The 22,129-nt window shown below is 61.9% G+C and carries 16 protein-coding genes and 1 tRNA gene; 4 read left to right on the top strand and 13 right to left on the bottom strand.

Annotated features, from left to right (window positions below; translation table 11 throughout):
• Positions 1-46: 46 nt before the first annotated feature.
• Positions 47-3,946: a DNA-directed RNA polymerase subunit beta' gene (locus J2Y41_RS02225; protein ID WP_224165000.1), complete on the bottom strand. Its 3,900-nt coding sequence runs from the start codon at positions 3,944-3,946 to the stop codon at positions 47-49.
• Between the two features lie 104 nt (positions 3,947-4,050).
• The gene (rpoB, locus tag J2Y41_RS02220) at positions 4,051-7,557 is read right to left on the bottom strand and encodes a DNA-directed RNA polymerase subunit beta (RefSeq protein ID WP_223933989.1); all 3,507 of its coding nucleotides are present in this window, start codon (positions 7,555-7,557) and stop codon (positions 4,051-4,053) included.
• Between the two features lie 459 nt (positions 7,558-8,016).
• Between rpoB and J2Y41_RS02215 the strand changes: the two genes are divergently transcribed.
• Together J2Y41_RS02215 and J2Y41_RS02210 are read left to right on the top strand one after the other, a co-directional pair.
• A complete protein-coding gene (locus J2Y41_RS02215; protein WP_224088322.1) occupies positions 8,017-9,216 on the top strand; it encodes an acetyl-CoA C-acetyltransferase in 1,200 nt (399 codons plus the stop codon).
• Positions 9,217-9,242: 26 nt separating this feature from the next.
• A complete protein-coding gene (locus tag J2Y41_RS02210; protein WP_396133427.1) occupies positions 9,243-9,710 on the top strand; it encodes an aminoacyl-tRNA deacylase in 468 nt (155 codons plus the stop codon).
• A 127-nt stretch (positions 9,711-9,837) separates the two neighbouring features.
• On the opposite strand, the gene rplL is transcribed toward J2Y41_RS02210, so the two are convergent.
• The 9 genes from rplL to J2Y41_RS02165 all read right to left on the bottom strand — a co-directional run bounded on the left by rplL (position 9,838) and on the right by J2Y41_RS02165 (position 16,494).
• Positions 9,838-10,215: a 50S ribosomal protein L7/L12 gene (gene rplL, locus J2Y41_RS02205; RefSeq protein ID WP_223933995.1), complete on the bottom strand. Its 378-nt coding sequence runs from the start codon at positions 10,213-10,215 to the stop codon at positions 9,838-9,840.
• Between the two features lie 76 nt (positions 10,216-10,291).
• Positions 10,292-10,882: a 50S ribosomal protein L10 gene (gene rplJ / locus J2Y41_RS02200; RefSeq protein ID WP_309925778.1), complete on the bottom strand. Its 591-nt coding sequence runs from the start codon at positions 10,880-10,882 to the stop codon at positions 10,292-10,294.
• A 325-nt stretch (positions 10,883-11,207) separates the two neighbouring features.
• Positions 11,208-12,380, bottom strand: coding sequence for a GNAT family N-acetyltransferase (locus J2Y41_RS02195; protein ID WP_224088326.1), 1,173 nt, complete (start codon positions 12,378-12,380; stop codon positions 11,208-11,210).
• On the bottom strand, positions 12,359-13,471 hold the full coding sequence (locus J2Y41_RS02190) for a GNAT family N-acetyltransferase (RefSeq protein ID WP_309925776.1): 1,113 nt from the start codon (positions 13,469-13,471) through the stop codon (positions 12,359-12,361). The genes J2Y41_RS02195 and J2Y41_RS02190 overlap by 22 nt, the downstream gene beginning before the upstream one ends.
• Before the next feature lie 121 nt (positions 13,472-13,592).
• Positions 13,593-14,300: a 50S ribosomal protein L1 gene (rplA, locus tag J2Y41_RS02185; RefSeq protein WP_216925076.1), complete on the bottom strand. Its 708-nt coding sequence runs from the start codon at positions 14,298-14,300 to the stop codon at positions 13,593-13,595.
• Positions 14,301-14,527: 227 nt separating this feature from the next.
• Positions 14,528-14,956: a 50S ribosomal protein L11 gene (rplK, locus tag J2Y41_RS02180; RefSeq protein WP_021474784.1), complete on the bottom strand. Its 429-nt coding sequence runs from the start codon at positions 14,954-14,956 to the stop codon at positions 14,528-14,530.
• A 130-nt stretch (positions 14,957-15,086) separates the two neighbouring features.
• Complete coding sequence (nusG, locus tag J2Y41_RS02175; RefSeq protein ID WP_309925774.1) at positions 15,087-15,944, bottom strand: transcription termination/antitermination protein NusG; 858 nt, start codon at positions 15,942-15,944, stop codon at positions 15,087-15,089.
• Positions 15,945-16,058: 114 nt separating this feature from the next.
• Positions 16,059-16,340: a preprotein translocase subunit SecE gene (gene secE, locus J2Y41_RS02170; protein WP_216925074.1), complete on the bottom strand. Its 282-nt coding sequence runs from the start codon at positions 16,338-16,340 to the stop codon at positions 16,059-16,061.
• 81 nt (positions 16,341-16,421) lie between these two features.
• Positions 16,422-16,494 (bottom strand) — tRNA-Trp (locus tag J2Y41_RS02165).
• A gap of 256 nt (positions 16,495-16,750) precedes the next feature.
• Between J2Y41_RS02165 and J2Y41_RS02160 the strand changes: the two genes are divergently transcribed.
• The gene (locus J2Y41_RS02160; RefSeq protein WP_309925771.1) at positions 16,751-17,980 is read left to right on the top strand and encodes a pyridoxal phosphate-dependent aminotransferase; all 1,230 of its coding nucleotides are present in this window, start codon (positions 16,751-16,753) and stop codon (positions 17,978-17,980) included.
• Positions 17,981-18,180: 200 nt separating this feature from the next.
• Here J2Y41_RS02160 and J2Y41_RS02155 read toward each other — a convergent pair whose 3' ends face one another.
• Together J2Y41_RS02155 and J2Y41_RS02150 are read right to left on the bottom strand one after the other, a co-directional pair.
• Positions 18,181-18,855, bottom strand: coding sequence for a response regulator transcription factor (locus tag J2Y41_RS02155; RefSeq protein WP_224088332.1), 675 nt, complete (start codon positions 18,853-18,855; stop codon positions 18,181-18,183).
• Entirely contained in the window at positions 18,855-20,411 is a 1,557-nt protein-coding gene (locus J2Y41_RS02150) for a PspC domain-containing protein (RefSeq protein ID WP_309925768.1), read from the bottom strand. The genes J2Y41_RS02155 and J2Y41_RS02150 overlap by 1 nt, the downstream gene beginning before the upstream one ends.
• 125 nt (positions 20,412-20,536) lie before the next feature.
• Here J2Y41_RS02150 and J2Y41_RS02145 point away from each other — a divergent pair, with 125 nt between their 5' ends.
• Entirely contained in the window at positions 20,537-22,129 is a 1,593-nt protein-coding gene (locus tag J2Y41_RS02145) for a PspC domain-containing protein (protein WP_309925766.1), read from the top strand.

The raw sequence follows: 22,129 nt of genomic DNA, 5'->3' as shown, positions 1-22,129 counted from the left end.
CTCAAGAGTGCGGGGCCCATCCTTCAGCCATTAACTACTGCTGGTTTCAGCGGAAGTCGTTGCCGAGATCGTAGTCATCCAGCGGGATGGCGTGGAACTCGGGAGCACCGTCGCCGCCCAGGGCGTCATAGGAGAAGTCCGTGAAAGCGCTGGGGCCCGTGAACAGGCTTGCCTTGGCTTCCTCGGTCGGCTCAACCGTGACCTCCGTGTAACGGGGCAGGCCCGTACCGGCCGGGATGAGCTTACCGATGATGACGTTCTCCTTGAGGCCGAGCAGAGGATCGCTCTTGCCTTCCATGGCCGCCTGCGTCAGGACGCGGGTGGTTTCCTGGAAGGAAGCGGCCGACAGCCAGGACTCGGTTGCCAGGGACGCCTTGGTGATACCCATGAGTTCCGGACGACCCGAAGCCGGGGACTTGCCCTCGGACACGACGCGGCGGTTCTCGTCTTCGAAGCGGGAGCGCTCTGCAAGCTCACCAGGGAGCAAGTCGGAGTCGCCGGATTCGATGACGGTCACGCGGCGCAGCATCTGGCGGACGATAACCTCGACGTGCTTGTCGTGGATACCAATACCCTGGCTGCGGTAAACGCCCTGGACCTCGTCCACAAGGAACTTCTGTGCGGCACGGGGACCCATGATGCGCAGAACCTGCTTCGGGTCCACAGGACCGTTGATCAGTTTCTGGCCGACGCTGACGTGCTCGCCATCCTCGATGAGGAGACGGGAACGGCGCAGCACCGGGTAGGCAATCTCTTCGGAACCATCGTCCGGAGTGATGACCAAGCGCATCTGGCGCTCGGACTCTTCGATGGTGATGCGGCCGGCTGCTTCAGCAATCGGTGCGACACCCTTCGGAGTACGGGCTTCGAAGAGCTCCTGGATACGGGGCAGACCCTGGGTGATGTCGTCGCCACCACCGGCAGAAACGGCACCACCGGTGTGGAACGTACGCATGGTCAGCTGGGTACCGGGCTCACCGATGGACTGTGCGGCAATGATGCCCACGGCCTCACCGATGTCCACGGTCTTGCCAGTTGCCAGCGAACGGCCGTAGCAGAGTGCACAGGTGCCGACCTTGGACTCACAGGTGAGTACGGAACGGACCTTGACTTCAGTGATGCCTGCAGCCAGCAGCTGGTCGATAACGACGTCGCCGCAGTCGGTTCCACCGGCAGCCAGGACGTTGCCCTGGGCATCGACGACGTCGACGGCCAGCGTACGTGCGTAGGCGCTGTTCTCGACGTTCTCGTCCAGGACGAGCTCACCGTTGGAATCCGGCACGGCGATCGGCGTGAGCAGACCGCGTTCGGTACCGCAGTCCTCTTCGCGGACGATGACGTCCTGCGAAACGTCCACCAGACGACGGGTCAGGTAACCCGAGTTGGCGGTACGGAGAGCGGTATCGGCCAGACCCTTACGGGCACCGTGCGTGGCGATGAAGTATTCCAACACCGACAGGCCCTCGCGGTAGGAGGACTTGATCGGGCGAGGGATGATCTCACCCTTCGGGTTGGCCACAAGACCACGGATACCCGCGATCTGGCGAACCTGCATCCAGTTACCACGTGCACCGGAGGACACCATGCGGTTGATGGTGTTCATCGGGGACAGGCTGTCACGCATCGCCTGGGCGATCTCGTTGGTGGCCTTGTTCCAGATCTCGATCAGTTCCTGGCGACGCTCGTCGTCGTCGATCAGGCCCTTGTCGTACTGGCCCTGGATCTTGGCAGCCATGTTCTCGTAACCAGCCAGGATGGCGGGCTTGGAGGTCGGCACCTCGATGTCGGAGATAGCCACGGTAACGCCCGAGCGGGTTGCCCAGTAGAAACCGGCATCCTTCAGGTTGTCCAGCGTGGCAGCCGTGACAACCTTCGGGTAGCGCTCAGCGAGGTCGTTGACGATCCGGGACAGTTCGCCCTTGTCGGCAACAGCCTCAACCCACGGGTAATCCTCAGGCAGCGTCTGGTTGAAGATGACCTGGCCCAGGGAGGTCTGGACGAGAGCAGGCTGACCCGGCTCCCAACCTTCCGGAGCTTCCCAACCGGCGTAAGGCACGAAGTTGTCCAGACGGATCTTGACCTGGGAGTTCAGGTGCAGATCACGGGCGTCGTACGCCATGATGGCTTCCGAAACCGAGGAGAAGATGCGGCCTTCGCCGGCAGAGCCGACGCGCTTAGTGGTCAGGTGGTACAGGCCGATGATCATATCCTGCGAAGGCAGGGTAACCGGGCGGCCATCGGACGGCTTCAGGATGTTGTTCGAGGACAGCATCAGGATGCGGGCTTCGGCCTGGGCTTCCGGGCTCAGCGGCAGGTGCACTGCCATCTGGTCGCCGTCGAAGTCAGCGTTGAAGGCGCCACAAACCAGCGGGTGAAGCTGGATTGCCTTGCCTTCCACAAGCTGCGGTTCGAAGGCCTGGATGCCGAGGCGGTGAAGGGTAGGTGCACGGTTGAGCAGCACCGGGTGTTCGGTGATGATCTCTTCCAGCACGTCCCAAACCTGCGGACGGTAACGCTCGACCATGCGCTTTGCCGACTTGATGTTCTGTGCGTGGTTGAGGTCAACCAGGCGCTTCATCACGAACGGCTTGAAGAGCTCCAGCGCCATCTGCTTGGGCAGACCACACTGGTGCAGCTTCAGCTGCGGGCCAACGACGATGACCGAACGGCCGGAGTAGTCGACGCGCTTGCCGAGGAGGTTCTGGCGGAAACGACCCTGCTTGCCCTTGAGCATGTCGCTCAGGGACTTCAGCGGACGGTTGCCCGGACCCGTAACGGGGCGGCCACGACGACCGTTGTCGAAGAGGCTGTCAACAGCTTCCTGAAGCATGCGCTTCTCGTTGTTGACGATGATCTCCGGAGCACCGAGGTCAAGCAGTCGCTTGAGTCGGTTGTTGCGGTTGATCACACGGCGGTAGAGGTCGTTGAGGTCGGAGGTCGCGAAGCGGCCACCATCCAGCTGAACCATCGGGCGCAGTTCCGGCGGGATCACCGGGACGGCGTCCAGAACCATGCCAAGGGGGCTGTTGTTGGTGGTCAGGAATGCGTTGACAACCTTCAGGCGCTTCAGGGCACGCGTCTTGCGCTGGCCCTTGCCGTTCTGGATGGTGTCGCGCAACGACTCGGCTTCAGCCTGCATGTCAAAGGTCTCAAGACGCTTCTTGATGGCCTCGGCACCCATGGAGCCTTCGAAGTACATGCCGTAGCGGTCACGCAGTTCGCGGTACAGGCCCTCGTCACCCTCAAGGTCAGCGACCTTGAGGTTCTTGAAGCGGTCCCAGACCTGCTCAAGGCGCTCGATATCGGCGTCGGCACGCTTGCGGACGTTCGCCATCTGGCGGTCTGCGGAGTCGCGGGCCTTCTTCTTGTCGGCAGCCTTGGCACCTTCACCTTCAAGACGGGCAAGCTCGTCTTCAAGGTCGCGGGCGATCGTGGCGATGTCGCTGTCGCGGTTGTCCACGAGCTGCTTCTTCTCGAGGTCGTGCTCGACCTGGAGGTTCGGCAGTTCAGCGTGGCGGTTTTCCGTGTCAACGCTGGTGATCATGTAGGCAGCGAAGTAGATGACCTTCTCAAGGTCCTTCGGAGCCAGGTCCAACAGGTAGCCCAAGCGCGAGGGAACGCCCTTGAAGTACCAGATGTGGGTTACAGGCGCAGCCAGTTCGATGTGGCCCATGCGCTCACGGCGCACCTTGGCGCGGGTGACTTCAACGCCACAACGCTCACAGATGATGCCCTTGAAGCGGACGCGCTTGTACTTGCCGCAGTAGCATTCCCAGTCGCGGGAAGGACCGAAGATCTTCTCGCAGAAAAGACCGTCCTTCTCAGGCTTGAGGGTGCGGTAGTTGATGGTTTCCGGCTTCTTGACCTCACCGTAAGACCAGCCACGGATGTCTTCCGCGGTGGCGAGGCCGATCTGCATGAGGCCGAAGGAGGATTCGCTGGACATATGGTCCCTGTTCTCTCTTGTTCTCTAAATTCTGAAGTCTTGGTTACGGGAAGAGGGAGCTGTCCCGGTGGGCAGCTAAGTACTGCTGCCCACCGGAACGGCTACTAGACCTCTTCTACGGAACTGGGCTCTGCACGAGACAGATCGATGCCCAGTTCTTCCGCAGCCGTGAAGACTGCGTCATCAGAGTCACGCATTTCGATCGTGGTTCCGTCGGTGGAAAGAACTTCCACGTTCAGGCACAACGACTGCATTTCCTTGATCAAGACCTTGAAGGACTCGGGAACGCCAGGCTCAGGGATGTTCTCGCCCTTGACGATGGCTTCGTAGACCTTCACACGACCATGGATGTCATCGGACTTGATCGTGAGGAGTTCCTGAAGCGTGTAGGCAGCGCCGTAAGCTTCGAGCGCCCACACTTCCATTTCACCGAAGCGCTGGCCACCGAACTGTGCCTTACCACCCAGCGGCTGCTGCGTGATCATGGAGTACGGGCCGGTGGAACGCGCGTGGATCTTGTCGTCCACCAGGTGGTGGAGCTTCAGGATGTACATGTAACCGACGGAGATCGGGTCCGGGAACGGCTCGCCGGAGCGGCCATCGAACAGACGGGTCTTGCCGGAGGAGTCGATCAGGCGGTCGCCGTCGCGGGTCACGTTGGTGGAGTCAAGCAGGCCCGTGATTTCTTCTTCGCGGGCGCCATCGAACACCGGGGTGGCAACGGTGGTCTGGCCGGTTTCACGGGGCAGGTTGGGCAGGTTCTTGACCCACTCCGGCTCGCCTTCGATCTTCCAACCGGTCTTGGCAACCCAACCGAGGTGGGTTTCCAGGACCTGGCCAACGTTCATACGACCCGGAACACCAAGCGGGTTCAGGACGATGTCCACCGGGGTACCGTCTGCAAGGAAGGGCATGTCCTCGATCGGAAGGATCTTGGAGATAACACCCTTGTTGCCGTGACGGCCGGCGAGCTTGTCGCCGTCGGTGATCTTGCGCTTGGCTGCAACATAGACGCGGACCAGCTGGTTCACGCCCGGGGGCAGTTCGTCGTCGTTGTCGCGGTCGAAGACGCGGACGCCGATGACCGTACCGGACTCGCCGTGGGGAACCTTCAGGGAGGTGTCGCGGACTTCGCGGGACTTCTCACCGAAGATGGCGCGGAGAAGACGCTCTTCCGGAGTCAGTTCGGTTTCACCCTTGGGTGTGACCTTTCCGACCAGGATGTCTCCTGCTTCAACCTCTGCACCGATGTGGATGATGCCGCGCTCGTCCAGGCCTGCCAGGACTTCCTCGGACACGTTGGGGATGTCACGGGTGATTTCCTCGGCACCAAGCTTGGTGTCGCGGGCATCGATCTCGTGCTCCTCGATGTGGATGGAGGAAAGAACGTCCTCAGCAACAATGCGCTGGGACAGGATGATGGCATCCTCGAAGTTGTGACCTTCCCATGACATGAATGCCACGAGCAGGTTCTTACCGAGGGCGAGTTCACCCTGGTCCGTTGCGGGACCATCGGCGATGATGCCGCCGACTTCCAGGCGCTGGCCTTCGTTGACCAGGACACGGTGGTTGTAGCAGTTGCCCTGGTTGGAGCGGGCGAACTTGTTGATGCGGTAGTTGGTCTCCGTGCCGTCGTCGTTGATCATGACAACGAGCTCAGCGGAAACCTCGGTGACTACACCGGCCTTCTTCGCGATGACAACGTCACCGGCGTCGACTGCTGCTGCGCGCTCCATGCCGGTACCCACGAAAGGAGCCTCGGAACGGACCAGCGGCACAGCCTGGCGCTGCATGTTGGCACCCATGAGTGCACGGTTGGCATCGTCATGCTCGAGGAACGGGATCAGGGCGGTTGCCACGGACACCATCTGGCGCGGGGAAACGTCCATGAACTGAACTTCGGCAGCGGGAACCAGGACCGGCTCGCCTCCACCACCACGGGCACGGACAAGGACGGTCTCTTCCGAGAACTTCTTGTCAGCGTCCAGCGGAGCGTTGGCCTGTGCGATCAGGACTTCAGCTTCGTCGTCGGCGGTGAGGTACTGGACCTCGTCCGAGACCACGCCGTTGGAAACGAGGCGGTAAGGCGTCTCAATGAAACCGAACGGATTGATGCGGCCGTAGGAAGCCAGCGAACCGATCAGACCAATGTTCGGGCCTTCAGGGGTTTCGATGGGGCACATACGTCCGTAGTGGGACGGGTGAACGTCTCGAACTTCCATGCCTGCGCGGTCACGGGAAAGACCACCCGGGCCAAGAGCCGACAGGCGGCGCTTGTGGGTCAGACCCGAAAGCGGGTTGTTCTGGTCCATGAACTGCGACAGCTGGGAGGTTCCGAAGAACTCCTTGATGGCAGCGACAACCGGGCGGATGTTGATCAGCGTCTGCGGCGTGATGGCCTCGACGTCCTGCGTGGTCATGCGTTCGCGAACAACACGCTCCATGCGGGAAAGGCCGGTGCGGACCTGGTTTTCGATCAGTTCGCCAACGGCGCGGATGCGACGGTTGCCGAAGTGGTCGATGTCATCGATCTCGACGCGGAGCTCGTGGTCTTCGCCATCGCGCTTGCCCATGAGGGTCTTCTCGCCGGCGTGCAGCGCAACGAGGAACTTGATCATGGCGACGATGTCTTCGACGTGCAGTACCGAAGCTTCCTTGTCACCAAGGGAGCGGTCGATGCCGAGCTTGCGGTTGATCTTGTAACGGCCAACCTTGGCGAGGTCATAACGCTTGGCGTTGAAGTACAGGTTGTCCAGCAGGGACTGGGCAGCCTCGACGGTGGGCGGCTCGCCCGGACGCAGCTTGCGGTAGATGTCCAGAAGCGCGTCTTCGCGGGTTTCGGTGGCGTCCTTCTCCAGCGTTGCACGCATGGAGTCGTACTGGCCGAACTCTTCCAGGATCTGGCCTTCGGTCCAACCGAGGGCCTTCAGCAGAACGGTGACCGACTGCTTGCGCTTGCGGTCGAGGCGGACGCCGACCTGGTCGCGCTTGTCGATTTCGAGTTCGAACCATGCACCGCGGGACGGGATGATCTTCGCAGTGAAGATGTCCTTGTCACTGGTCTTGTCCGCAGTGCGCTCGAAGTAGGCGCCCGGCGAGCGGACCAGCTGGGAGACAACGACACGCTCGGTGCCGTTGACGACGAACGTTCCCTTTTCAGTCATGAGGGGGAAGTCGCCCATGAACACGGTCTGCTGCTTGATTTCGCCCGTGTTGTTGTTCATGAACTCGGCCTTGACATACAGCGGTGCCGAGTAAGTGGCGTCACGGTCTTTGCATTCGGCCATGGTGTACTTCGGATCAGCGAACTCCGGCTCGGAGAAGCTCAGGGACATAGTGCCCTGGAAGTCCTCGATGGGGGAGATCTCTTCGAAGATGTCGGCAAGTCCGGAGGTGGTGGCGACGCTGAGGTCGCCCTCCTCGACAGCCTTCGCTACCCGCGCCTGCCAGCGTTCGTTTCCGACGAGCCAGTCAAAGCTGTCCGTCTGCAGGGCGAGAAGATTCGGAACATCAAGGGGTTCGTGAATCTTTGCGAATGAGAGGCGGCGAGTGGCACCATCGGTGCTTGCCGTGTTAGCGGTTTCGTTATTAGAGGTGCTCGAGGCGACCAAGAGGGATCCTTCCACAGACCTTCAGGCGTTTTCAGATCTCCCCCGTTTGCATGATGCAGAGTGCTCCGCAGCATACTTATTCCGGTTCCGCTATATGACCCGGACCCAGTCCGCACATGGCAGTGCACGTTGTGAACGGCACGTCAATGTCGCAGCTGAGAGGTAAAGCCCACCGCTATATGAAGGCTGAAGGTTAACAGGGAAGACGCAAATATCTACGATACGGCAAAGTAGCCTTCCTGTCTACCCCAGATTGTCCGTGAATGCAAGCACTGTTGCCGCAGGCACCTATGCGCGGTCCACGGACCTTGCCCGGACCATCTGGCGGAGCAAGGCACCGGGCCCGTCGTGAAATCTCCCGGCATGGAATCCAGCGACAGGTAAGAGCGTTGAAAAGGATAGGCTGGCGCACGCAGCGCGATAGCCTTGGCTACACCACCACGGATCGGAAGAGAGACCATGAACAACTCCGCTGACGACAATGACGTTGTCATCCTTGCCGCTTCCCGTACCCCACAGGGTCGGCTGAATGGGCAGCTTGCCGGATTCACCGCCGTCGACCTCGGCGCCCACGCCATCAGCGCCGCACTGGCGGCCAGCGGCGTAAAGGCCGAACAAGTGGACGCCGTCATCATGGGACAGGTGCTGCAAGCGGGCGCTGGCCAGAATCCTGCACGGCAGAGCGCTATCGCGGCAGGCGTTGGCTGGAACATCCCTGCCGTCACCATCAACAAGGTTTGCCTCTCCGGCCTCACGGCTGTCATTGATGCCGCCCGGATGATCCGCAGCGGGGACGCCACCGTAGTTGTCGCCGGCGGCCAGGAATCGATGACGCGCGCCCCGCACCTGCTCCCCGGTTCCCGGCAGGGTTGGACCTACGGCGCGATCCAGGCGTTGGACGTTGCCGCCCATGATGGACTCACGGATGCATTCGATGGCCAGTCCATGGGCTTGTCCACAGAAACCAAGAACGTAACGCTGGGCATTGACCGCCGTGCGCAGGACGAAGTTGCGGCGGCTTCCCACCAGCGCGCTGCTGCCGCAATCGCGGAGGGAATTTTCGACGTCGAAATCGCTCCCGTGAGCGTGAAGCAGCGCAAGGGGGATCCGGTAACACTCACCTCGGACGAGGGCGTTCGTCCGAACACGACCCTGGAAACCCTTGCCCCTTTGAAGGCCGCATTCGCTACCGACGGCACCATTACCGCCGGCAACTCCTCTCCCCTGTCCGACGGCGCCTCCGCACTCGTGCTGACAAGTCGCCGCTTCGCCACGGACAACGGGCTGGAATACCTTGCGGTCGTAGGCAAACCCGGCCAAGTGGCCGGCCCGGACAACTCACTGCACTCCCAGCCGTCCAACGCTATTTCGCAAGCATTGAAGCGGGCCGGATGGACTGCCGAGGACCTGGACTTCATCGAGATTAACGAAGCCTTCGGCTCTGTGGCGGTCCAATCATTGAAGGACTTGAGCTACCCGCTGGAGAAGTGCAACATCCACGGCGGCGCAATCGCGCTCGGCCACCCGATCGGTGCTTCCGGGGCCCGGCTGGCCCTGCACGCGGCCCACGAACTCAAGCGCAGGGGAACCGGCAAGGCTGCTGTATCCCTCTGTGGCGGCGGTGGCCAGGGCGAAGCTCTCCTGCTGTACCGCGATTAATGGCACAGGACGTGGTGGAACCTCAAATGAACGGGGCCGAACGGTTCCTGTCCGACGCCGCCGCGCGCGGACTGGACGTGGACGTCGTCGAGCGCCCTGCCGCCAAAAGCCTTGAGGAGGCCGCAGGCATCCTCGGGATCAGTCCCGGGGACATCGTGAAGTCGCTCGTGGTCAAGCATCGCGACGGCACCTTCCTCTTCGCGCTGATCCCCGGCGACCGGCAGATCTCCTGGCCCAAGTTGCGGGCGTTGGTGGGCGTCAACAAGCTCTCGCTGCCGCACGCCGATGTTGCCCTGGCCGCAACCGGCTATGAGCGCGGGACCATCACTCCCCTGGGAAGCACCACGCCCTGGCCGGTGTATGCGGATGCCACCATCACCGGACGCCGCATCTCGATGGGTGCCGGAGCCCATGGCAGGAGTGCATTCGTGGACGCGGACGCCCTCACTTCCGCGCTCAATGCCATCGTTGCGGACATCAGCGAACCCGCTTAGCGCAACGCGGGGTCACTTACGGCCGGTAATTCCCCATGGGATGGGCCGTAAGTGACCCCGCGTTGCTTGTTTAAAGCAGGAAGCCCCGCCCGGCGAACCGGACGGGGCTTCCACAAAGCAAGACGAGTTACTTGAGGGTAACCGTTGCGCCAGCTTCTTCGAGCTGAGCCTTTGCCTTCTCTGCGGCTTCCTTGGTGGCGCCTTCGAGAACAGCCTTCGGTGCGCTGTCAACCAGGTCCTTGGCTTCCTTGAGGCCGAGGGAGGTGATGGCGCGAACTTCCTTGATCACTGCGATCTTCTTGTCGCCAGCAGCTTCGAGGATGACGTCGAAGTCAGTCTTCTCTTCAGCAGCTTCAGCAGCACCGCCAGCGGCGGGGCCGGCAACTGCAACAGCAGCAGCCGTAACTTCGAAGGTCTCTTCGAAGAGCTTGACGAACTCGGAGAGCTCGATGATGGTCAGTTCCTTGAAAGCTTCAATGAGCTCTTCGTTGCTGAGCTTCGCCATGGTGGCGTCCTTCCATTAGTTGGTGCAGATCCGGGCAAAGCCGATCCATGCACCTGAGTTTGATTGGGGGGAGAACTTAGTTCTCTTCGGTTGCGGCTTCAGCGGCTTCGGCCGGAGCCGCAACCTCTTCAGCAGCAGCCTCTTCAGCCGGGGCTTCTTCAGCGGCCGGTGCAGATGCGCCGCCCTCTTCTTCAAGCTTGAGGCGCAGAGCGTCAATGATGCGGGCAGCAGCGGAAGCAGGAGCCTTAAGGACACCAGCAACACGTGCAAGCTGCAGTTCGCGGGACTCGAGGGCTGCCAGTGCGGCAACACCCTGTGCATCCAATGCCTTGCCTTCGAAGTAACCGGTCTTGATAACCAGCTGCTTGTTGGCCTTGGCAAAGTCCGTCAGGCTCTTGGCAGCAGCAACAGCGTCACCCTTGATAAAGGCGATTGCAGTGGGGCCTGCAAGCTGGTCGTTGAATGCTTCAACTCCGGCTTCCTTGGCCGCAATGGCACTCAGGGTGTTCTTGACGACCGAGAACTTGGTGTCCTGGCCGAGTGCAACACGCAGTTCCTTGAGCTGTGCAACAGTGAGCCCGCGGTATTCGGTCAGGACAGCCGCGTTCGATTCCTTGAAATCGTTGGTGATCTCTGCAACTGCGGAGACCTTGCTAGGCGTTGTCATAACCCTCCTTCCGGGGAATAAAGCCGGTCTTCCGGGTCCCCGCTCACGAGAGCTAAAACTAAAAACGCCCCGCGCAGATGCACGGGGCTTGGCTCAACACAGTTTGCACTGCGGAGACTTGCTTCGTTCACCTGCGCCGGCCGCCCTATGTTCAGGGTCCTTCGTCAAGGAATGCACTTTGTTCTCAGGGGCGTCGCTGCAGAATTGAGCTGCGCTCGAAAGAGTGGATTCCCATCAACCGACGGTCTTTGGTACTTCAAGGTTACGGGAGACCGATCAGCAAACCAAATCGACGTCGCGCTCCCCCCGTGGGATGCCTGGCTGGCTACTCCGACGACGTGACCTTCGGTCCCCGATCGGGAAGCTCCTTTTGCCAGAGCCCGGTGACTCCCGCCGTCGTAAATCCCAATTGCTTGTTCACGGTCAGGAGGTACCGGTTTTCCGGTGCGTTCCAGGTGTAAATGACCCGGGCATCAGGAAATTGCTCGCTGAGCCTTTCCATGTTTGCCACCTTGATCAGCAGGCCCAACTTGTTGCCGCGGTGTTCCTGCAGGACCAAAGTATCGTCTTGGAAAACAACGTCCTGACGGTGCGCGAGGACGCTGATGGTGGTCAATCCGGCCAGCCGCCCGCTCTCAATATGCTCGACGGCTGTAACCACCGTGCGCCGGCCCTGCGCCAATGCGGCGTCTTCGGTTTCGCGTAAAACCGCGGCGTCGAAGACCATGCCGGTAACCTCAACAGCGGAGTCTTCTTCCTCGCCGTCCTCACCGTGGACAACCTCACCCGCAGCGTTTTCCAGCTCAGCCACGGCCTCCAACCAAGCCTCCGGGCACCGGTCAGTCCAATGGTGCAGCCTGTAGCGGCCAGCGTTCGCTTCCTCGGCCTCTGCTTGAAGATCCGCAACCAGCTTGGAATCCAGCGGCAGCACGCAGGAACTGAATTGCTCGATGTGCTGAAGGGTATAACCGGCCCGCTGGGCAAAGTCCACTTCCCTGCTGCTGACAGGAACGAAGCCCGGGCCGCTGCCGGGAATCAATTGGTCTTCAGGTATCTCTGTCAGTGAGGTCGCCGGGTGGTTCGTGTCCACCAAAACCATGGTGCGGCCCTCAGAACGTGCCAACTGCTCTGCGGCCTCCAGGAGCTGACGACCCACGCCCTGGCTCTGATACTCCGGGAGAATATCGAGGGTGAACTCCGCCAGGTCCATGTTGTCCGCGAGCGGCAGCGCAATGTCCACTGTTCCAACGATGACCCCGTCCACCTTGGCTACCAGGATGATCTGGCGCTCATAGGGGTCGGAGAACTCAAGCAGCTTCTCCAGGGGTGTGTAAGCCAGGTCATCGCTCCCCCAGGTCTGCATCCGGACCCGTCGCGCCACTTCCACGGCGTCCAGGAAATCCCTTGCCTTGGGGCTGTCCAGATTGTCCGGCACCCATAGCTGCTCGACAACAACGGTCTTCGCCTCGTGTACAGTCATCCCAGCCGTTTCTGCCATTCGCCTTCAAAACCGGAAGGCTTGAATCCAAGGGCGATATTTATGGCCAGCATATGCCGGTTTTCATTGGCGTTCCATGTCATGACGCCTGTGGCGTCCGGCCAAAGACTTTCTGCCCTCCGAAGATTGGCGATTTTGACCAGCATGCCAAGGCCGTGTCCCCGGTGGCCGGGAGCCACCAGCGTGTCTTCCTGGCTGACGACCGCCGGCAGCGCCTCACGGTGGGTCAGGACCGTATAGGCCGCCAACTCCCCGCTCGGGCGGTGCCGGGCAGCCGCCACAACCGAGTCCATGCCGCTTGCCCGCCACGTGGATTCCTCACGCCGAACCCGCACGGCGTCCCACTCTTCGCCTTCCCACCCCAGACCGGCAATGGGCACCTCCGTGCTCATGAGGCTCTTGAGATTGGCAAAACTGTCCAGGAGTTCGTCCGGGCATTCGTTCATCCAACCGACGATGTCGTACTCCGTTGCCCGGCGCAGCGCCTCGACTTCGAGTTCAATCAGGTGCGCCTCATCAACCGGCAGTGTCAGGATGCTGCTGGTTTCGACCTGTTCCAGGGAATAGCCATGGTGCACGGCAAAGCGGGTCGATGCCGCGTCCAGGGGCACGCCACCCGTGCCGGACTTTGCCTCCAGCAGCGCCTCGCCCGCAATGACAGGCCCGATTGGCTCGCCGCAGTATCCGTCAAGGGAAGTACGGTTCCGCTCCACAGCCGCCCTTTCGAGAACTTCAAGGATCATCGTCCCAATGCCGCGCCGCCGGAAAGCTGCGTCAACGACGACGTCCACACCCGCCGTCGTCGTGTTCTCGCTCAACGGCAGGGTCAGCGAACCGCTGCCCACCACAATGCCGTCCAAACGGGCCAGGTAGACGTGCCGCTCCTCGTATTCGTTGCCCTGCCAGAACATGAACGACTCGGCCAATGTGGCCGAATGGTCCAGGTTGCCCCACAAAGCCAGCTCATGGGCGATGCGTAACGCATGGAAGGCTTTGAAGTCCGGTGAGGCAGTGGCCTCCGGACCGTTCGGAACAGGAAGCCTTTCTATGGTGAGCCCGCCATTGGCGGAAAAGTTCGACGACGACGCCACGCCCCACAGCCTACGGCCGCCTGGGGTGGCAAACAAGTCGCGGCCAGCCTGCACGAACCCATGAAAAAGGGACCGCCCGGCAATGCCGGACGGTCCCTCTCAGAGTTTGAACTCGCGAAGCTTACGCCTCGGTGAGAACCTTGGTGACGTTCGGGTCAACGGTGATGCCCGGACCGAACGTGGTTGCAACCGTAGCCTTCTGGATGTAGCGGCCCTTGGAAGCGGACGGCTTCAAACGAAGCACCTCTTCCAGTGCAGCTGCGTAGTTCTCAGCCAACTTCTGGGCGTCGAAGGACACCTTGCCGATGATGAAGTGCAGGTTCGAGTGCTTGTCGACGCGGAAGTCGATCTTGCCGCCCTTGATGTCGTTGACAGCCTTGGTGACATCCGGGGTAACCGTACCGGTCTTCGGGTTCGGCATGAGGTTACGCGGGCCCAGGACCTTACCGAGGCGGCCAACCTTACCCATGAGGTCAGGGGTTGCCACGGCGGCGTCGAAGTCGGTCCAGCCGGCTGCGATCTTTTCGATCAGGTCATCGGAACCAACGAAGTCGGCGCCGGCAGCAATTGCTGCCTCAGCCTTGTCGCCGGTTGCGAAAACGAGGACGCGGGCGGTCTTACCGGTGCCGTGCGGCAGGTTGACGGTGCCACGGACCATCTGGTCGGCCTTACGCGGGTCAACGCCCAGACGGAAAGCGACCTCAACGGTTGCGTCGAACTTGGAAGGGTTGGTGTCCTTCGCGAGGGTGATTGCCTCGAACGGGGCGTAGACCTTGTCTGCCTCGATCTTGGCTACGGCTGCCTCATATGCTTTGCTGCGCTTTGCCATGCTGCTTATTTCTCCTTGTGCAGTTGTGGTCTGCGGACCGCGCTGGGCCCTGCCACAAGTCGTGGATCCGGCAAGGATCCTGCGACATTTTAATGTTTCAGATGCCGGTTGCCCGGCGGGTGAAGGCTGAAATTAGCCCTCTGCTGCGTCTATTTGTCGAAAGTCTCCGGGACTCACTTCCGGCGAGTGCTTCGTTCCTCAGCCCGCACCGTCCGTGCATTCCTCGACTATTCGACGGTGATACCCATGGAACGGGCGGTACCAGCGATGATCTTGGCAGCAGCCGCGATATCGTTGGCGTTCAGGTCTTCCATCTTGGTGGAAGCAATCTCTTCGACCTGGGCCTGGGTCAGCTTGGCAACCTTGACGGTGTGCGGGGTAGCCGAACCCTTGGCAACGCCTGCAGCCTTCTTGATGAGCTCTGCAGCCGGCGGGGTCTTGGTGATGAAGGTGAAGGAACGGTCTTCGTAGACCGTGATTTCAACCGGGATAACGTTTCCGCGCTGGGATTCCGTTGCAGCGTTGTACGCCTTGCAGAATTCCATGATGTTGACACCGTGCTGGCCAAGCGCAGGACCGATCGGCGGAGCCGGGTTAGCGGCACCTGCCTGGATCTGCAGCTTGATGAGGCCGGTGACCTTCTTCTTGGGAGCCAATGTAGGGTCCTTCTCTCAATAGCTTCCTGGGACACAGGAGCGCGTCCCAGGTTTGTGGCCGCCATGGCAAGGCGGCCGGCCGCTTCCGAACCGCAAAGCAGGCGGAACGGGAGCGAAATCTTGGAATCAGCTAGATCTTGGTGACCTGGTTGAATGCGAGCGTAACCGGGGTTTCGCGCTCGAAGATCGAGACCAGGACCACGAGGGTCTGGGACTCGGGCTTGATCTCGGAGATCGTTGCCGGAAGGGTCTCGAACGGGCCTTCCTTGACGATGACGGACTCGCCGACCTCGAAGTCGACAGCCACGGGAGCCTGGCTCTGCTTGTTGACCGGCTTGCCCTTCTCGGCCTGCTCTTCTTCGAAGACCGGGGCGAGCATGGAGAAGACCTCGTCAAGGCGCAGCGGGACCGGGTTGTGGGCGTTGCCAACGAAGCCAGTGACGCCGGGGGTGTGGCGAACGGCGCCCCAGGAAGCGTCGGTCAGGTCCATGCGGACCAGGACGTAACCGGGGATGCGGACGCGGTTGATTACCTTGCGCTGCGCGTTCTTGATCTCGACGACTTCTTCCATCGGGACCTGGATTTCGAAGATGTAATCTTCCATGTCCAGCGTCTGGATGCGGGTCTCGAGGTTGGCCTTCACGCGGTTTTCGTAACCGGCGTAGGAGTGGATGACGTACCAGTCACCCTCCTGGCGGCGAAGCTTGGCCTTGAATTCCTCAGCCGGATCCGCGGGCGCTGCAGCAGCAGCGGCTTCCAGCGAGACATCCGCAGCGTCGACGTCGGACTCGTCGTCAGAGTCGGACTCGTCATCAGACTCAGCGTCTACGTCAGACTCGAAATCCTCTTCGGAATCATCGACGTCGGCAGATTCGGGCGCAGCAGAGTCAGCCTCCGACTCTTCCGCAGCCTCAGCCGCGGCGTCGTCCGTGCTTTCAGCGGGCCCATCCAGCTCAGCCTCGTTTACCTCAAGCTCCTGCTCAGACACTTGGTCTCCTGCTTCCTCATTGCCTAACATGCCTATTTAAATGGCTCAATTCCGCAAACCCCACAAAATTCCTGAGTTACCAAGGAATTTCGCGCGGTTTGCGGACAGATCCGCTTAGCGGTCCGTAGCGCCTGACCCACCGAAGACCCAGCTCACTCCCGTGCCGAAGGCAAGGTCCAGCAGGGTGACGATGAGCATCATGATGGCTACGAACACCAGCACCACGACCGTGTAATTGATCAGTTCCTTGCGGGTCGGGGCAACGACCTTCTTCAGTTCGCCGATAACCTGGCGGATGAAGAGTGCAATTCGGGCAAAGAAGCCGGCATCGGCTTTCTTGGCAGGACGGCCCTTTGAGCTGCTAGCAGCCGTTTCGGTCACCTGGTCCTCACTCACCTTGCAAAGTCGTTTGACCCGGCTCTGATCAGAGCCATGGTTGCTGCGCTTGCCCCGGCGTTTCCGCCGGAACAGCTTGCGCAGGGCAGACAGGACTCGAACCTGCAACCTGCGGTTTTGGAGACCGCTGCGCTACCAATTGCGCCACTACCCTATGGATCGAATCCATGTTTCAGGCCGCACTTCAGCCTGTGGTGCTTTTCAACACCGGTGAACCAGTCTACGCAAGAACTTCGCGATAGTCGAACCGGACTAATTCCGGGCCTTCCGGCCGCTTATGAATCAATGTGAGCAGCATTATCAGTCACATTGTCCAGCAGGCGCCCGGGAGCTCCGCAGAACAGCATAAGGTAGTTTACGTCGAATCCCATCATCCAGCCCACGAGCTGCCTGCGAAGAACGGTACATAGATGTCTGCCGGAACACCTGCCGCCCGCATTTCACAACGAATCTCCGCTATTGCCGAGTCCGCCACCCTTGCCGTTGACGCCAAGGCCAAGGCACTGAAGGCCGCGGGGCGCCCCGTGATCGGTTTCGGTGCCGGCGAACCCGATTTCCCCACCCCGGATTACATCGTCAAGGCAGCAATCGAGGCTGCTGCCCAGCCGAAGTACCACCGCTACTCCCCCGCTGCCGGGCTTCCCGAGCTGAAGAAGGCCATCGCCGATAAAACCCTCCGGGACTCCGGCTACAAAGTGGACCCGTCGCAGGTCCTGGTGACCAACGGCGGCAAGCAGGCTGTCTACAACACCTTCGCCACGTTGGTTGACCCGGGCGACGAAGTCATCATCCCCACGCCCTTCTGGACCACTTATCCGGAGGCCATCCGTCTCGCGGGGGGCGTTCCGGTGGAGGTATTCGCCGGACCCGAGCAGGGCTACCTCGTGACCATCGAGCAGCTTGAAGCCGCTGTCACGGACAAAACCAAGATCCTGCTGTTCGTGTCCCCGTCCAACCCGACCGGCGCTGTATACAGCCCGGAGCAGGTTGCGGAGATCGGCAAGTGGGCCGCTTCCAAGGGCCTGTGGGTTGTCACCGACGAAATCTACGAGCACCTGACCTATGACGGCGTGAAGTTCACCTCCATCGCCACCGCAGCACCGGAGCTTGGCGACAAAGTCGTCATCCTCAACGGTGTAGCCAAGACCTACGCCATGACCGGATGGCGCGTGGGCTGGATGATCGGCCCGGCCGACGTCATCAAGGGTGCAACCAACCTGCAGTCGCACGCGACATCCAACGTTTCGAACATCATGCAGGTCGCCGCCGCCGCTGCCCTCACGGGTCCGTTGACCGCCGTCGACGAAATGAAGGTCGCGTTCGACCGCCGCCGCAAGGCGATCGTGGCCGGCCTGAACGCGATTGACGGCGTGGAATGCCCGACGCCGACCGGCGCCTTCTACGTGTACGCGGACGTCCGCGGCCTGCTGGGTAAGGAATTCGAAACCTCCAACGGCCCGGTCCGCCCTACGACATCCGCGGAACTCGCCACGTTGATCCTCGACGAGGTTGAAGTAGCGATCGTTCCCGGCGAGGCATTCGGCCCGTCCGGCTATGTTCGCCTGTCCTACGCACTTGGCGACGACGATCTCGCCGAGGGCGTCCGCCGGATCCAGGAATTCCTGGGCAAGGCGAAATAGCTTATGGCCCGGTAGCCCTTCGACGTTACCGGTTGAATGCTCCCGCACCAATGTTTGTTGGTGCGGGAGCATTTCCGTTTAAGCCGGCGGGATCTGAGAGAGCATCCGTCAAAAGGGCGACGGATCTGAGAGAGCATCCGTCAAAAGGGCGACGGATCTGAGAGAGGATCAGTCAAAAGGGCGACGGATGTGGGAGAGGATCAGAGGAGGCGGCGCTCGGCGGCCCACTTGGTGAGTTCGTGGCGGCTGGAGAGCTGCAGTTTCCGGAGAACGGCGGACACGTGCGTCTCCACGGTCTTGATGGAAATGAACAGCTCCTTGGCCACTTCCTTGTAGCTGTATCCGCGCGCGATGAGCCGCATGACTTCCAGCTCACGCGCCGAGAGACGGTCCAATTCGTCGTCCGCGATGTCTGCTGGTGCCGTACCGAAGGCGTCCAGGACGAAGCCAGCGAGGCGCGGCGAGAAGACGGCGTCGCCGTCCGCCACGCGGATCACGGCATCGGAAATACCGGCACCGGAAATCGTCTTGGTGACATAGCCGCGGGCACCGGCCCTGATCACTGCCACGACGTCCTCGGCTGCGTCTGAAACACTCAGTGCCAGGAAGCTGGTGGTGCCCAGGAGCGCGGCTGACCCTGCGATGACCTCGCGCCCTCCGCCGCCAAGGCCACCGGGAAGGTGCACGTCCAGCAGGACAACTTCAGGCCGGGTTTCCGCAATGACAGCAATGGCCTCCTCAACCGTGCCTGCCTCGCCCACGACGTCCATGCGGTGATCGAGATCCGCCTTCAGCCCGGAACGGAAGATCGTGTGGTCATCGACGATCACCACCCGTACACTGCGCGGCTCACCGCTTTGGGAGGTGTTGTTCATTACCGTGGTTCTCCATTCCGTACTTCGCCGCTGTGCACATCTCCGGAGCGCACGTCTCCAGTGCGCGTATCGCCACCATCGGCGTTTATCGAGGGGAGGGCCAGCCGGACTTCGGTTCCGTCCCTGCTGCTGTTGATCGTGGCCGTGCCTCCGTGACGCTTCATGCGGCCGATGATTGATTCCTTGACTCCCAGCCTGTCATCGGGGACGGACTCAAGGTCAAATCCCGGACCGCGGTCCTTGATGAAGACCTCGGTGTTTCCGGCTGTGCTCTCCATGTAGACGGATACCGTTCCCCCGCCGTGCCGGGCAGCATTGAGCATGGCTTCCCTGGCTGCCTGGACCAGGGCTTCGTGCCTGTCAGTCATATCGGCGTCGCCTACGGTAACCACCTCCACGGCTTGGCCGTGGGCATCCTCAACTTCGGCGGCTACGGCTTTGATCCGCTCGGCCAGCAGTCCGGCATTCTTGGCGGCATCAGTGAAGAGCCAGGACCGAAGTTCACGTTCCTGGGCCCTCGCCAGCCGGACAACGTCTTGCTCAGAGCTTGCCCTGCGCTGGATCAGCGCAAGGGTCTGCAACACCGAATCGTGCAGGTGGGCTGCGATCTCCGCGCGCTCGGTTTCCCGTACACGCCCCGCCCGTTCAGTCTCGAGGTCCTTCCAGAACTTCAGTCCCCACGGCAGCAGGACCAGTGCAACGCCACCCAGCACAGCAACGGACGCCAGGAGCGCCAGCCAGGTCTGCTCCCAGGATCCCGATCCGGACACCATGACCAGGACACCGGCAACTACCAATGCAAGGCCGGCGGCCAAGCGGACCCAGCCACCAGCCTGGTCGGCCTTGGTCTTGTCCACCAAACCGGCCCTGCGCGTCTCGTCGAGTTGCATCCATGCGATTGCAGCGCCGCCCAGGATGGCAGCTGCCGGAATCAGTGTTCCCAAGGGCACATCGACGCCGAACTGGCGGGCAATCAGGATCACAGCGACCAGAAGCAGGCCGGCTCCGAGCAGGATCTCCTTGCCATACTGGATTCTTCGAAAGTTGAACCGGGAGACCGGTGATGCGGGGCCTCCGGATTCGGCCGAGCCGCCGGCAGGAGCCGCCGTGCTGCCGCTGGTTGCCCCACCAGACAGTTGTTCACCAAGCGGTGGGCTACCGAGCGGTGGGCTGGCAAACTGTGGACCAAAGGCACCCGCGGCGTCGGGTCCGGGCAGGTTTCCACCCACCGCTGGAGAGCCGGCCACCGGCGGTGCGGGTCCGGCGTCGGGCGCTTTTGGTATGGACTCAGTGGCAGGCGGAAGGCTGACTGCGGGAGCAATAGGCGACGCCGGGCGCCGGGCATTGCGGCGCGCGGCCTCATCAGCGGTGGGAACCATGGTCCACAGCCAGGCGTAGAAGGCCAGCCCCGCTCCCCCGGCGAAGCAGGCAAGGATCATGCCCAGCCGGACATACTTCACGGGCCAGCCCAAATGGTCGGCAAGTCCGCTGCAGACGCCGGCGATCATGCGGTCGCTGCTGCGGACCAGCGGCGGGCGTTGTACAGCGGTTGTCATGTACCAATCCAAACACGGATCAGGGTTGCCCGGACCTGAAACCGGCCTGATTCGGGGGTCCCTCAGGGATCATTCAGGGTATCCCCCAGTAGAGGGCAGGGTACCCGGGACGGGAGGATCGAGGTATGAACGCGAACAGCATGAACCCAGAGGAATCCGGAACGCCTGGCAACGCCGGCACACCCGATCCTGGCGACGCCGGCACACCCGATCCTGGCGCCAACGCCGGCACATCCGCCGGCGCCCCGGGGGAACCGTCCCCCCACGCCTATCCTTCATCCGAAACCGGTCCCGGTGCACCCCGCACTGCACCACAGCCCCGCACCGAACCCCAACCGCGCACTGCACCCCAGCAGAACTTCTTCGACTGGATCCGCAGCCAGGGCGTCCGCCGTGGGCCGGAGCGCTGGATCGGTGGCGTCTCCAGCGGAGTGGCGCACCGGTTCGGCATCGACCCCCTGATTGTCCGGGGAATATTCATCGTCCTGGCCCTCTTTGCCGGCATTGGCGTCCTCCTTTACGGCCTGGCGTGGGCCTTGCTGCCTGAACCGGACGGCCGCATCCACGTTCAGGAAGCAGCCGCCGGGCGCTGGTCAGGTGGCATGACAGGAGCGTTAATCACCACGATCATCGGCCTGCCTGGCCTGGGCCGCGGGTTCTGGGGCTGGGGCTGGAACGGCCTTCCCGGCCTGTTGTGGACGCTGTTCTGGGTGGGCGGCGTCATCTACCTCATCTACTACCTGGTGCAGCGCAACAAGGGATCGAAGGTGGGCCAGCCCATGAACCAACAGGACTTTGCAAGCACTTCTTATGGAATGGCTACTGCCTACGGAGCGCCCACGGCATACGGAACGCCAACGGCAACCGGGACAAACACTGATACCGGCATGAACACAGCTGCCGGCACCAACAGCGGTGTTCCGGTCTACGGCCAAGGCCAGCCAGGCACCAAACCGCAGGGTTATGGGGCTGGCCCCTACGAGCCATCAGGCCCCCGGCCGCCCTTCGGCCCCACTCCGCCCCAGGGCGGACAGCCTTTTGGCGGCCAGCCGCACAACGGTGAACCCAAGCCGCCCCGCGCCCGGCGCAGGGGTCCCGGGCCAGCGATAGTTGCCGTCACCGCGGGTGTGGCACTGCTGGTTGGGGGTACCTTGAAAGCGCTGGACGCCGGCAACATCATCGAGCTCGGCCACTCAGCCAACGCCGTGGTGTGGGCCGCGGGCGCAGCGGTCCTGGGTTTGGGCATCCTCATTGCGGGGTTGCGGGGACGGACCTCCGGTTTCCTCGGTTTCCTGGCAGTGGTGGCCTTGATCATCGGTGGAATCTTCAACGTCGTCCCAAGGAATGGCGATCGCTTCACCTTCCATGACGTGGACTGGGCACCACTGAGCATTGAGCAGGCCCGGCAGGGGGTCGACGTCACTGGCGGCAAGGGAACAGTGAACCTGGACGACCTGGCCCTGAGGGCTCCGCTGACCACCGAAATCGTGGTCCCCGTGGACGCCACCTTCAGCAACGTCACCGTCATCATCCCGGACGACGTACCCGTTGAGGTCAGGGCCGATATGACCTTCGGCAACCTCAACGAACACGGCTCGGACCGCGGCGGCCGCCTCCAGGACGAGCGTTCGGTCTACAACGCCGATAAGCCCGGAGCCAACCTCGTGGTGGAGATCGATGGCACTTTCAGCAACGTGACCATCCAGGAAGGAAACTGA

Source organism: Arthrobacter sp. 1088 (genome assembly GCF_031455315.1).
GTDB lineage: Bacteria > Actinomycetota > Actinomycetes > Actinomycetales > Micrococcaceae > Arthrobacter.
The sequence above is the reverse complement of the archived record's forward strand: the minus strand, read 5'-3'. Positions and strand labels throughout refer to the sequence as shown.